Genomic DNA, 12,447 nt, shown 5'->3' with positions numbered 1-12,447 from the left:
TCAGGCCAGCGGGCCGGTGACCTGCTCGACCGCCCGCACCAGCTCGCCGGTGGCGACCAGCGCCGCGGCCGCCTCCAGGTCCGGGGAGAGGAAGCGGTCGCGGCCGGCGCCGCCGACCCCGGCCTCCCGCGCGGCGGCCAGCGCGGCCGCGGTGGCCGGGGCGATCCGGCCGGACGAGTCGGCCTGCTGGCGGATCTCCAGCGCGCGGGCGGCGGCGGTGAGTTCGACGGCCAGGATCCGGCCGAGGTTCTCGACGGCCTGGCGCAGCTTGCGCGCGGCCGACCAGCCCATCGACACGTGGTCCTCCTGCATGGCGGAGGAGGGGATCGAGTCGACGGAGGCCGGGACGGCCAGCCGCTTGTTCTCGCTGACCAGCGCCGCCTGGGTGTACTGGGCGATCATCAGGCCGGAGTCCACGCCCGGGTCGTCGGCCAGGAAGGCCGGCAGGCCGTGCGAGCGGGCCTTGTCGAGCAGGCGGTCGGTGCGGCGCTCGGAGATCGAGCCGAGGTCGGCGGCGGCGATGGCGAGGAAGTCCAGCACGTAGGCGACCGGGGCGCCGTGGAAGTTGCCGTTGGACTCGACCCGGCCGTCGGGCAGCACCACCGGGTTGTCGACCGAGGCGGCCAGCTCGCGGGAGGCGACCAGCTGGGCGTGGGCCAGGGTGTCCCGGCCGGCGCCGGCGACCTGCGGGGCGCAGCGGATCGAGTAGGCGTCCTGGACCCGCGGCGCGTCGTCCTGGTGGTGGCCGGTGAGGCCGGAGTCCTTGAGGACGGCGAGCATGTTGGCGGCGCTGAGCGCCTGGCCGGGGTGCGGGCGGATCGGGAGGTGCAGCTCGGGGGCGAGCACCTTGTCGGTGCCGAGCAGCGCCTCCAGGGTCATGGCGGCGGTGATGTCGGCGGTGGTGAACAGCCGCTGGAGGTCGGCGATGGCCATCACCAGCATGCCGAGCATGCCGTCGGTGCCGTTGATGAGGGCCAGGCCCTCCTTCTCCAGCAGTTCGACGGGCTCGATCCCCGCGGCTGCGAGCAGTTCGCCGGCGGGCTTCTCGACCCCGTCCGGGCCGGTGGCCGTGCCCTCGCCCATCAGCACCAGCGCGCAGTGCGACAGCGGCGCGAGGTCGCCGGAGCAACCGAGCGAGCCGAACTCGCGGACGACCGGGGTGATGCCCGCGTTGAGCAGGGCGGCGATGGTCTCGGCGACCAGCGGGCGCACGCCGGTACGGCCGGAGGCCAGCGTCTTCATCCGCAGGAACATCAGCGCGCGGACGACCTCGCGCTCGACGGCCGGCCCCATGCCGGCGGCGTGCGAGCGCACCAGGGACCGCTGCAGCTGGGCGCGCAGCTCGGGGCTGATGTGCCGTACGGCGAGCGCGCCGAAGCCGGTCGACACGCCGTAGACGGGGCGCGGCTCGGCCGCGAGGGCGTCGATCCGGGCGCGGGCGACCGCCATCTCGGCCTGCGCGTCGGGACCGATCTCGACCCGGGCGTTGCCCCGGGCAACGGCCAGGACGTCGTCGGCGCTGACGTCGGCCTTGCCGACCAGGACCAGCGGAGCGTCGGGGGCCACAGCACTGTGCATATCCATATACACCATCACATCAGGTGAATGAAGATATGACAACAGGTGTTCGTCATCCGGATTCTCCGCCCTCCGGATCCGCGCCGCACGCCGCAGCCCCCGACCCCCCGGCTACTGGACGAGCTCGGCCTCGATCAGCTCCACCGCCCGCGCGGTGCCGCCCTCGGCCCGGCCCGCGGCGGACAGCTCCCGAAGCCGCTCGGCCACCGCCGGATCGTCGACCAGCTCCAGCAGGGCGGCGCGCAGCGCCTCCGCGGTGACCTGCTCGGTGTCCAGCCGGCGGGCGACGCCGAGGCCCACCAGGGCGTCCGCGTTGGCGAACTGGTCGACGGCCTGCGGCACCGCGATCATCGGCACGGCGTGGAACAGCCCCTCGCTGGAGCCGCCCATGCCCGCATGGGTGACGAAGGCGTCCGCCTGGGCGAGTACCGACAGCTGCGGCACCCACCGGTGCACCTCGACGGTGTCCGGCACCTCGCCGAGTTCGGCCGGGTCGGTGTGCTTGCCGATCTGGAGCACGGTGTGCCAGCCCGCCAGGTTGCCGAAGGCCCGGATGCAGGCCCGGTAGAACGCCGGGTGGTGGGTGAAGGCCGAGCCCAGCGAGACCAGCAGCACCCTCTCGGCACTCTCCGGGCGCTGCCACTGCCCCTGGTGGGCCCGGTCGCCGAAGCAGGGCCCGACGAAGGTGATGCGCCGCTCGTCCACCCGGTCGGCGTTGGGCTGCAGGGCGCGCGGGACGAGGGCGATCGCCCGCTCCGGGCGGTTCTTGAAGGCCTCCACGTCGCGCTGCACCGCGCCGGCCTCGGCCAGCCAGTCGGCGAACCGCCGGTAGTGCTCGGGGCCGCCCGGGCCGCTGCGGATCGCCTCGAAGACCGCGGCCAGGTCCTCCTCGATGCCCTCCCAGCCGACGAAGGTGGAGGACAGCTGCACCACCGGCACGCCCAGCCGCTCGCCGAGCGCCCGCGCGGCGAAGCCCGCGATGTCGTAGAGCACCAGGTCGGGGCGGTCGTCCTCGAAGGCCTCCAGCAGGACGGGCCACATCGCCAGGGTGTCGTCCAGGAACACCTCCTGGATCGCCACCGGATCCTCCGGCCAGCCGCTCGGGTCGCCGGCGAGCGGCAGCGCGGTCGGGTACGGGACGAAGTCGGCGCCGGTGGACTCCACGATCTCCCGGAAGGAGGGGTCGTTGACGTAGCTGACCCGGTGGCCCCGGGCGACCAGCTCGGCGACCACGGCGAGGCTGGGGTTCACGTGCCCGTGGGCGGGGACGGAGACCATCAGGATGTGGGCGGGGCGGGGCACGGGCACCTCCGGGGTAGCGAATGAGACGAGACGTAGCGTCTCGCAACGTCTTGAAAAGACAATACGTCTCGTCTCGCTGTTTCGCATAGACTTTTTCCCATGGCCTCCACAAGCGCGTCCAGAACCGCCCCCGACCCCGCCCGCCGCAGCGAGCGCGCCCGCGCCGCCGTCCTCGCCGCCGCCACCGAACTCGTCGCCGACGTCGGCTACGGCAAGCTGACCATCGAGGCGATCGCCGCCCGGGCCGGCGTCGGCAAGCAGACCATCTACCGCTGGTGGCCCTCGAAGGGAGCCGTCGTCTTCGACGCCTTCCTCGCCGTCAGCGAGCACGACGGCGGCCTCGCGCTGCCCGACACCGGCGACCTCGCCGCCGACCTCCGGGCCGTCCTGCGCCCCACCAGCGACGAACTCACCGACCCGGGCGCCGACCGCACCTACCGCGCCATCGTCGCCGAGATCCTCAACGACCCCGCGCTGCACGCCGAGTACCGCACCCGCCTGCTGGACCCCCTGCTGGAGGTCACCCGCGACCGCCTGCGCCGCGCCCGCGAGGCCGGCCAGATCGCCCCCGACGCCGACCTCGACCTGGCCGTCGAACTCGTCTACGGCCCGCTCTACTACCGCTGGCAGTACCGCCTCGGCCCGCTCACCCACGCCCACGCCGACCGCCTGGTCGACGCCGCCCTGCGCGCCCTCGCCCCGCCCCCGACCACCGCCGCCCACGAGGCCTGACCCAGTGGGCCCACCCGCCCTACCAACCACACCTCCCCCACGGGAAAGGCGAGTTCGGGCCCGCTCCCGGCCGATCCAGGCCCCCGGCGGGCACCGCGTGGCTATGCTGGACCGGCGGGAGCCCGGGGGCCGAAGCCGACCGTCCGGGAACCGTCCAGAACGGTCGTCCGGGGGGCCTGTGTCGAACGAAGAAGCAGTCAAAACCGCCTGGCAGATCCATGGTTCGCTGACCGAGGTGACCGGCAGGGTCGATTCCAAGGCTTCCTTCGCGCTCACCATCGAGTCCGCCGCACTCGGCGCGATCGTCGCCCTGTCCGGCACCGGCACCGGCCTCGGCCGCACCTCCGGCGCCCTGCCCGCGACGGCCTTCTGGCTCGGCGTGGCCGTCCTCGCGCTGGCCGCGGTCGCCGCCGTGTCGGTGGTCGTGCCGCGCGGCGGGGGCAAGCAGGAGAGCGACCTGCCGAACTTCGTCTACTACGGCCAGCTCCGGCACTGGACGCCCGACCGGCTCGCCGCCGAACTGGACGGCGCGGACCTGCTCCCCCTGCTCAGCCGGCAGTTGGTGGAGATGAGCCGGATCATCTGGATCAAGGACCGCCGGGTCCGGCAGTCCCTCCTGCTCGCCGTCGCCGGTTGCGGGCTGGTCGCACTGGCCGGGCTGCTGGGATGAGACCGGCCGGACCGGCGTCGGGCGGACGCATCCCGTTCTGGCGCCTGCTGGACGCCCCGGCCCGGGCCGAACTGACCGCCGTCGCCCGCCGGGTGCGCTACCCGGCGGGCGCCGCACTGCTCCAGCAGCACGAGCACTCCGACCACCTGCTGGTGATCGAGCGCGGGTGCGTCAAGGTCCTGGTGGAGTCGGGCGCCGGCTACCGCGCGATCCTCGCCATCCGCGGCGACGGCGACCTGCTCGGCGAACAGGCCGGTCTCGACGGCGGTGCACGGTCGGCCACCCTGCACGCGCTGACCGAGGTCACCGCGCTGCACATCCCGCTCAGCCGCTTCGGCGCCGTCCAGCACGCCAACCCCGCCGTGGCGCAGGCCCTCCAGCAGGTGCTCTCCGGCCGGCTGCGGGACGCCGACCAGCAGCGGGCGGCCACCGGGTCCGCCGTCGTCCGCCCGCGCCTGGCCGCCCTCCTGCTGGAACTCGCCGAACGCTACGGAGACCCGGCACCCACCGGCGAGGTCAGGATCTCCCTGCCGCTGTCCCAGGACGACCTGGCCGGCCTGGTGCTCAGCTCCCGGCGGACCGTCAACCGGCTGCTGGAGGAGTGGCGGGACGCCGGCTGGCTGCGCACCGGGCGCCGGGAGATCGAGCTGCTGCACCCGGCGGAGCTGGAGAAACTGGCCCGCGCCGAAGGCCGGCTGCCGCCTTAGGGGTTCACCGTTGCGGCGGCTCACCCGGTCAGATGGCGTCCGGGTCGCAGTGGGCCAGCCCGTAGCGGTCCGCCAGCGGGTTCCAGGCGGCCGCGAAGGCCTTCTTGGCCGCGGTCGCCACCTGGCTCTGGTTGTACCCCTCGTTCCAGTCCGCGGTGTGCGGCGCATTGCCGTCGCAGCCGGCCACGTCGTCCGCCCACCGCGCGAACGCCCGGTCGGCCGCGGCGGAGGCCGTCCAGGCCGAGGAGAGCTGGGCCGCCAGGTTCGCGCCGCCCGGCAGAGCCGAGGTGTCGACCCCCTGCAGCCGGGCGACCAGGGAGTCCCGGCCGGCCGCCGCCTGGCGGAGCTGGGAGGCCCCGTACCGGACGTCGACGGTGTTCCCGCAGCCGTCCGCGGCCTGGACGGCGGAGGTGACGACCTTGCGCGTGCCGTCGTTGCGGTTCAGCAGCAGGTCGATGGCCTTCGCCTGGTTCACCGGGTCGACCGCGGTCGTCCCGCTGCCGCCGGTCGTCCCGCCGCCGGTCGTCCCGCCGCTGGTGCCGCCGCTCCCGTACGGGGTCGACCGGTACGTGGAGACGGCGGCCGGCGCGGACCCGCTCGACCCGGAGCCGGTGCCGGAGTCGTCCCCGAGCGCGGACACCCCCTTGACGCCGGCCCAGACGAGCAGGCCCGCGAACACCACCGTCGCCAGCACCCGGCCCGGCCCGGGCGGGGTGGCGGCGGGCGGGGCGGGAGCAGGCGTGCCCGGCGGCCGGGGCGGCGCCGGGTGCTGCGCGCCCGCCGCCAGGGTCGCGCCGATCCATGCCGCCACCTCGTCCGGGTCGGGGGCCGACGGCGTCCGCAGCTCCTCGATCGCCCGCAGCAACGGCCTTTCCCAGTCCGCGAGTTCGGGCCGGCGCGCGGGGTCCGTGCCGATCGCCGCGGCGGCGAGCCGCCCGAGGTCCGCCGAGAGCGCGCCGACCGCCCCGGTGTCCCGGCTGTCCTGCTCCCCGGCGAGCAGCCGGACCACCAGCAGGCCGAACTTGTACGAGTCCCCGCGCCCGGTCGCCAGCGGCTCGCCCTGCGGCAGGCTCCAGTCCGGGGTCTCCCGCTGGTCGAGGGCGTCCCGGCCGTCCACCCGCATCGCGTCGCAGTCGATCAGGAAGCAGCTCGGCTCCGCGCCCAGCCGGAACAGCACGTTCTTCGGCGAGAGGTCGCCCACCACGACGCCCAGCCGGTGCAGGCCGGCGAGCGTCCGGGAGAGGTCGAGCAGCAGCTGGAGCCGCTGTTCGACGGTGATCGAGATCCCGACCCGGCGCAGGTAGCCCTCGTCGTTCAGCAGGAACTGGAAGCCGGCGAGGTTCCGCCCGGCCTGCGGCGAGTCGATGAAGAAACCGTCCGGCACCAGGCGCATCAGGATGCCGCAGCGCCCCCGGTCGTCCAGCACCACGGCCGCCGGCCAGGCCAGCCGCTCGCACAGCCAGAGCCCGGTCTCGGTGGGCAGCCCGGGCACGAACTCCACCATCGCGTCCAGGGCCGGGCCGTCCAGTTCGTCCCGGCAGACGGCGGAGTACTCCTTGTACGCCACCGGCCATTCGCCGTTGATCTTCCGACCGGGCAGCGCCCAGACGGTGCCCTGGCCGCCCTGGCCGAGCTTGTCGCCCTTGGTCAGCTTCTCGACCCGGACCTTCGTCACGGCCGGGCCTCCACGGCGGAGGCGGGCCAGACGACGAGCAGGGTGCGGTCGTCGTCGAAGGTCTCCCGGGAGAAGTCCAGCAGGTGGGCCAGGCCGCGCGGTTCCAGCGAGGGCGCCAGGTGCTCGGCGAACAGCCGGCCGACCGGGCCGGTGCCGTCACCGAGCGGGCCGCCGAAGCCGTCCGTGCCGACCAGCAGCCGGTCCGAGCCGAAGATCGCGGCCGTGTGCACCCTGACCTTCGCGGGCACCCGGGGCAGCGCCACCACCGCCGAGGAGGCCACCGGGCCGGCGCCGTCGTGCTCGGCCGGGATGACCGACATGTAGTGGCCGCCGCCGGACAGCAGCCAGGCCCCCGAATCGCCCGCGGAGACCAGGTGGACGTCCAGCCCCAGCCGGGCCGGCACCAGGACGCCCGTCACCAGCGTGGTGGCCATCAGGCGCTCGGCCGCGGCCGCGTCCTCCCGGGCCAGGCCGAGGATCTTCGCCGTCTGCGCGACCAGCTGGTAGGCGGCGTGGTTGAGCACCTTGGCCCAGTCGAGCTCGTCCGGGCGGCAGCCCTCGTCCAGTTGCCTGGTCACCGTGTCCACCGCCGTCCGGCAGGCGAGGGTCGCGCCCAGGTGCGACTGCTCGGCCCCGGAGACGCCGTCCGCGACGGCGAAGACCAGCGTCCCGGAGCCGTGCAGCGCGACCGCGATGTCGTCCTCCCGCGGCCGGCCGTTCCCCCGGTGCGCGTAGCCCCGGACGGAGGCCAGCCGGACCCGTACGTGCTCGCCGGACCATCCGTCGAAGACCGTGTCCGGCCGGTACGAGGAACCGGACGGCGGCCTGGGCTCGAACCGGTCCACCGGGCGGTCCAGTTCGACCGGCGCCCAGACCGAGGAGGGCGGCGCGTACACCGAGTCGCCGACCGGACGGCCGGGCGCCCCCGGCGGGTGCGACGGCGAGTGCGCCGGCGGGTGCGACGGCCGGAGCGGGGCGGGCAGGTAGCCGGCCGGGGAGACGGGAGGCAGTGCGGCCCGGCCGTCGGGGCCGGCCGCGCGGTGCTCGGGGCCCATCCTCACACCACGTCGATCGCCATGCGGAAGCCCTCCGGCTTGTCCACCACCAGCTCCGCGTTCCCCGCGGCGAGCGACATCCCGGAGGCGACGATGCTCGTGGTCAGCGCCGAGCAGAACTTGGTGATCGCCGCGCCGATGTCGGCGCCCGGGATCTGCACGAAGGCGTAGTTCTGGTCGGTGGCGACGTTCAGGATCGTGGACGCGTCGGCGGCACCGATGCCGAAGGCCGCGATGTTCGGTGCCACGACGTCCCGCCGGGACCGGTCGGTCAGCTGCCGGTGCACGCTCGCCCAGTCCTCGTTGCTGTTGGGCTGGCCGTCGCTCAGGAAGAACACCGCGGGCCGGTAGACCGTGTACCCGGCCCGCTTCAGCTCCTGCACGTCCTGCAGGATGCGGGTGAGCAGCGCCGTGAACGCGGCCCGGTAGCTCGTCCCGCCGCCGGTGCTGGTCAGCACCGGCAGCTCGTCCTCCTGCCGCAGGTCGGCCAGGCTCATCCGGACGTCGACGCCGTTGGAGAAGCCGAGGACGGAGAATCTGACCTTCGCCGCCGCCATCGGCTCGGCCAGCAGGGCGCGGTGCAGCGAGGCCAGTCCGGCGTTGAGTTCGCCGAGGACGGGTGTCATCGAGCCGGACTCGTCCGCCACCACGTACATCGGGATGAGGTTGCCACGGTTGTCGGCCATGGTCGGGAGTGCCTTTCGTCGGGTGCTCAGCGTTCGGGTGTGGTTCAGCAGTCGGGTGGGGGGGGTGGCTCAGCCGGTGCCGCCGAGCCGGCGCAGGCCGGGCGGGCACTCGATGAACAGGTCGGGCCGGCCGCCGGCCAGGCCCCGGCTCAGGTACAGCACGGAGTCGCGCAGCAGCGAGGCGAACCGCTCGGCGGCGGTGGCCAGGTCGAGGCCGGGCTCGGCGACGAAGGCGAGTTCGGGGTAGCGGGCGATGGCTCGGATCTCCGCCTCGTCGGCCCGGCCGATGCCCACCGAGATGACCGTCGGGTGGCCGGGGTTGGCCACCGGATCGGTCAGCGCCCTGACCGTCTCCCGCCACCGCACGCCCTCCTCGCAGACCCCGCCGAACAGCACGAACAGCACCGGGCGGTGGACCACCCGGTGCTCGGCCTTGAGTCGCGCCAGGTCCTCCGGGACCAGCCTGCGCAGCCGCTCGAACGCCAGGTCGTGCCGGGCGCCGGCCCGCACCCTCAGCTCCGGCATCACGGTCGTCCACTCGACCGCCGACATCGGCAGGTGCGCCGTGGTGTCCCCGGCCGCGCCGAGCACCGAGATCCGCAGCCCGGCGGCCGTCTCCGGCGGGGTCAGCAGGGCCGAGTGCAGGCCGCGCAGCGCGTTGTTGAGGCCGTCGAGGCAGCCCGCGACGGCCGCCGACTCGTCAATCAGGAGGTAGACCGGGAGCACCCCGTTCGCCGTGCCGCTCCCCTGCGCGTCCGCGACCACCGTCCCCACCAGCGCGGACGGCCCACTCGGCCCCGCGAAGCCGTCCGGAGCGCCCGGACCACCCGGACCGCCCGAGCCCGCAGAGCCCGCCGGACCGCCCCACCGCACGGGCGGCAGCGCCGTGACCGCCCCGCCCGCGAGCGTCGCGCCGTGCACCCGGTGCAGCGCCTGCTGCCGGATCACCTCCACGTCGGCCGGCTGGATGAGGTCGTTCGCGACCATGAACTTGAAGACCTCGACCGAGCGTTCGTCGAACTGCTCCTGCCGCCCGACCAGCGACGTCTCCCAGCGGCTGCGCATCTCGATCGCCTCGGCGACCCGGTCCGGGTGCTCCAGCACGAACAGCCGGATCAGCCCGCCGATGTCGAGGTCGCCCTCGCCCAGCAGCCGGCGCCGCTCGGCCTGCAGCTCCAGCTTCACCCGCTGCTCCTGCGTCTCCCGGGCGAGCCGGCCGTCCAGCCTGATCCGGTCGACCACCTGCTCGCCCCGGGCCTCGGCCTCGGCCCGCAGCTGCGCCGATTCGGCCAGCCGCAGCTCCCGGTCCGCCCTGGTCAGGCTGCTGATGTAGGTGCGGGCCGCGTCGTCGGGGCGCAGGTCGACCACGCAGCGGTAGATGGTGATGCCCTCCGACAGCACCATCTCCCGGGCGCAGTCCTGGTTCATCCGGTGCTCGGCCAGGGCCGCCTGGTCGATCGGGTAGCCGCGGGCGATCCCCCGGAGCACGGCGGCGATGTGCCCGTAGACCACGATCAGGGCGTCGGTCACGTTGCGCCGGACCACCTCGACCGGGTCGTGGACCCGGAAGCCCACGTCCACGATGGCGTCGAAGCAGTGGGCCTGGTCCTGGGAGGGCAGCGGCCAGCTCTTCAGGTGCGCGGTGCGCCGGTGGTCGCTGAGGTCCACCTCGTACCTGGTCCGGTACCTACCGAGGAACTGCTGCGACCAGCTCAGCGGTTTGCCCTGGAACCAGGCGAGTTCACCGTCGTAGGAGGCGTACACCGCGGCGGCGCTCGGCTTCAGCGCCTTCACCGGGCCGGACAGCCCCCGTGGCACCGGCTCCTCGCTGATGATCAGCGGCAGGGTGGGGGTCAACTCGAACGCTCCTGTCGGTCCAGTTCGGCCGTGACCGCGGCGGCGGTCCTCGGCAGCGGGGAGATGCTGTGGGCGCCCGCCCAGTCGGCGGCCTGCCGGCGCAGGATGGTGGCGGTCCGCGGATCGCCGTCCGCCAGCGCGCCGACCATCCGCACGAGGACCACCCGCAGCTCCGGGTCGCCCTCGGCCAGCCGGGCCCACAGCTGCAGCACGTACTCGGAGGCGGACCGGTGGACGGCCTCGTTCAGCGCCGCGCGCCACAGTTCGACGAACGGGGCTCGCAGCACCGGCTCCCGGTCCGCCCGTACCAGCAGGGCCGGCCAGTTCGGCAGGACGGCCGGCTCCGGCAGCGTCGCGGTCTCCACCACCAACTGGGCGCCGACGGCGAGGAAGGCCAGCAGGACGGAGGGGCGGGCCCGGTGGTCGGCCAGCGCCGTGCAGAGCCGGCCGAGCACCACGGCGGACAGCCGGTCGTCGTCGGCGAGGATGTCGGTCAGGCTGTCGCCGACCGCGATGGCGACCTGCATGTGGTCGACCACGCAGAGCCGGGCCAGGGCGTCGACCGCGGCCAGCGGCCCGGCGCCGCTGAGGCTCAGCGCGTACACCCGGGCCGCGGTCGCCTGGACCAGCGGGCGGTCGGCGTCGGCGAACCAGCCGGCGGCCAAGGTCCGCACCATGCCGAGCAGTTCGGGGTTCTTCGCGCTCACCGACAGAGCGTGGGCGACGGCGGTGCGGCGACGGCGGTCCGGGCTGGCCGCCCAGGGGTGGAGCACGTGGTCCAGCAGGTACTGGAAGGACCGGTCGGTGAGCACCCCGAGCGCCACCCCGGCGTGCGTGCGGACCTGTTCGGACGGGTCGGCGACCAGCTCGGTGAGCCAGTCCAGCAGCACCTCCTGCAGCGGGTACTCCGCCCAGACGTGCTCGATCAGCCGGCGCGGGTAGCCCGGGTCCTTGTACTCCAGGCCGTCCGCGGGCACCCGCCCGGTGGCGCTGAAGAACCGCACCGGCACCGTCCGGGCGCGCAGTTGGGCCAGCCGCCGCCGGCGCGGTACCCGGTACGGCTCGCGCACCCGCGGCAGGTGGCCGTCCGCCGGGGCCAGGACGGTGTAGTCCTCGGTGTCCAGGCGCCGGTGGAGCGCCCGGGCCGCCGCGGCGACGTCCTCCTGGGGGAGGCCGTTGAGCACCGCCAGGGCGACGGCGTAGCAGCGCAGGAAGGGCTCTTCGAGGTTCTCGGCCCAGATCTCGAAGTCCTCGGCACCGCGCCGGGCCAGCTTCTCCCGGACCACCGCGAGGTCGGGCACGCCGCCGGCCGCGGACTCGGCGGACTCGCCCAGCGCGGAGGCGAGTCCGGCTGCCGCCCGGCAGGCGCCGTCCGCACCGAGGTGCTCGTCCAGGAGTTCCGCCACGCCCTGGCGCCTCAGCAGCAGGGCGGCGGCGGGCTCGCCGAGCAGCCAGTCCAGGTAGCGGCGGACGATCCGGGCGGGCTCCGGCGGGCCGGGCAGGTCGATGACGTGGCCGAGGACCTCGGAGTCGACCAGCCCGCTCTCCTGGCCGACCGTCAGGACCAGCCGGGCCCCCGCGCGGTGCAGGGCGCCGTCCAGTCCCTGGAGGAGCGGGCCGTCCAGGGTGGAGCAGTCCCCCGGCTCGTCGACCAGGAAGCCGACCGGCTCGCCCCGGCCGTCCTGGGCGTCGGCCTCCAGCCGCTCGATGAGCGCTCCGAGGTCGGAGGTGCGGTCCAGGTGGTAGATCCGGTCGACCGAGCGGCCGAGCAGCAGCCGCAACGCGGCCGTGGTCTTGCCGGAGCCGGCCGGGCCGCGCAGGATCGCCAGGCTCCGCTTGCCGAAGTCGGCCCGCACCTCGTCCCAGTCGGCCGGGTCCGCGAAGGCGCTGCGCACCCGTTCCAGGACCAGCGGGGAGACCAGGCGCAGCGGCGCCCGGCCGCCGCCGACCAGGAAGACGTTCTTGTCCCCGGCGACCATGTCGCCGTCGATGCTCGCCAGCGCATGGCGCACGGTGTCGCGGCGCAGCATGCCCTGGGCGAACTGGGTGGCCTCCGCGCTCTCCCGGGCGGCGCCGCTGCGGGCGGAACCGCCCTCCGGCCGTTCGCCGCCGGCGTCGCCGGAGGGCCCGCCGTCGGCACCCTCGCCGGCCGGCGGGCCGTCCACGGGGGCCCCGTCCGGCCCGG

At 74.8% G+C, this 12,447-nt stretch carries 10 protein-coding genes; 3 read left to right on the top strand and 7 right to left on the bottom strand.

Translation table 11 applies throughout. The features are described from left to right. Together hutH and CRP52_RS19705 are read right to left on the bottom strand one after the other, a co-directional pair. A complete protein-coding gene (hutH, locus tag CRP52_RS19710) occupies positions 1–1,584 on the bottom strand; it encodes a histidine ammonia-lyase (protein WP_373560505.1) in 1,584 nt (527 codons plus the stop codon). 105 nt (positions 1,585–1,689) lie between these two features. Further along, entirely contained in the window at positions 1,690–2,967 is a 1,278-nt protein-coding gene (locus CRP52_RS19705; protein ID WP_097237603.1) for a macrolide family glycosyltransferase, read from the bottom strand. 12 nt (positions 2,968–2,979) lie between these two features. On the opposite strand from CRP52_RS19705, the gene CRP52_RS19700 reads away from it, so the two are divergent. The 3 genes from CRP52_RS19700 to CRP52_RS19690 all read left to right on the top strand — a co-directional run bounded on the left by CRP52_RS19700 (position 2,980) and on the right by CRP52_RS19690 (position 4,989). Beyond that, the gene (locus tag CRP52_RS19700; RefSeq protein WP_097237602.1) at positions 2,980–3,612 is read left to right on the top strand and encodes a TetR/AcrR family transcriptional regulator; all 633 of its coding nucleotides are present in this window, start codon (positions 2,980–2,982) and stop codon (positions 3,610–3,612) included. A gap of 235 nt (positions 3,613–3,847) precedes the next feature. After that, positions 3,848–4,282 (top strand): Pycsar system effector family protein, encoded by a 435-nt coding sequence (locus tag CRP52_RS38345; protein WP_179852855.1) that lies wholly within the window; start codon positions 3,848–3,850, stop codon positions 4,280–4,282. Further along, entirely contained in the window at positions 4,279–4,989 is a 711-nt protein-coding gene (locus CRP52_RS19690; RefSeq protein ID WP_257032672.1) for a Crp/Fnr family transcriptional regulator, read from the top strand. Before CRP52_RS38345 ends, CRP52_RS19690 begins: the two co-directional genes overlap by 4 nt. 28 nt (positions 4,990–5,017) lie before the next feature. On the opposite strand, the gene CRP52_RS19685 is transcribed toward CRP52_RS19690, so the two are convergent. From CRP52_RS19685 to CRP52_RS19665, 5 genes are all read right to left on the bottom strand, one after another. Continuing rightward, positions 5,018–6,664 carry a hypothetical protein gene (locus tag CRP52_RS19685; RefSeq protein ID WP_097237600.1) on the bottom strand — a complete coding sequence of 549 codons (1,647 nt, stop codon included), beginning with the start codon at positions 6,662–6,664 and terminating at the stop codon, positions 5,018–5,020. Continuing rightward, entirely contained in the window at positions 6,661–7,719 is a 1,059-nt protein-coding gene (locus CRP52_RS19680; protein ID WP_097237599.1) for a protein phosphatase 2C domain-containing protein, read from the bottom strand. The genes CRP52_RS19685 and CRP52_RS19680 overlap by 4 nt, the downstream gene beginning before the upstream one ends. Before the next feature lie 2 nt (positions 7,720–7,721). Next, complete coding sequence (locus CRP52_RS19675) at positions 7,722–8,405, bottom strand: vWA domain-containing protein (RefSeq protein ID WP_097237598.1); 684 nt, start codon at positions 8,403–8,405, stop codon at positions 7,722–7,724. A gap of 69 nt (positions 8,406–8,474) precedes the next feature. Then, complete coding sequence (locus CRP52_RS19670; protein WP_097237597.1) at positions 8,475–10,262, bottom strand: hypothetical protein; 1,788 nt, start codon at positions 10,260–10,262, stop codon at positions 8,475–8,477. Beyond that, positions 10,259–12,427, bottom strand: coding sequence for a hypothetical protein (locus CRP52_RS19665; protein ID WP_097237596.1), 2,169 nt, complete (start codon positions 12,425–12,427; stop codon positions 10,259–10,261). Before CRP52_RS19665 ends, CRP52_RS19670 begins: the two co-directional genes overlap by 4 nt. Positions 12,428–12,447 lie beyond the last annotated feature (20 nt).

Source organism: Streptomyces sp. 1331.2 (genome assembly GCF_900199205.1).
In the GTDB taxonomy this organism is placed as follows: domain Bacteria; phylum Actinomycetota; class Actinomycetes; order Streptomycetales; family Streptomycetaceae; genus Kitasatospora.
This window is presented reverse-complemented; position numbering and strand designations above follow the sequence as displayed.

Excerpts from the sequence above, each read along its gene's own strand:
- CRP52_RS19700 (WP_097237602.1), top strand. The coding sequence starts at position 2,980 with ATGGCCTCCACAAGCGCGTCCAGAACCGCCCCCGACCCCGCCCGCCGC.
- CRP52_RS19675 (WP_097237598.1), bottom strand. The coding sequence starts at position 8,405 with ATGGCCGACAACCGTGGCAACCTCATCCCGATGTACGTGGTGGCGGAC.
- hutH (WP_373560505.1), bottom strand. The coding sequence starts at position 1,584 with ATGGATATGCACAGTGCTGTGGCCCCCGACGCTCCGCTGGTCCTGGTC.
- CRP52_RS19705 (WP_097237603.1), bottom strand. The coding sequence starts at position 2,967 with ATGCGAAACAGCGAGACGAGACGTATTGTCTTTTCAAGACGTTGCGAG.
- CRP52_RS19690 (WP_257032672.1), top strand. The coding sequence starts at position 4,279 with ATGAGACCGGCCGGACCGGCGTCGGGCGGACGCATCCCGTTCTGGCGC.
- CRP52_RS19680 (WP_097237599.1), bottom strand. The coding sequence starts at position 7,719 with ATGGGCCCCGAGCACCGCGCGGCCGGCCCCGACGGCCGGGCCGCACTG.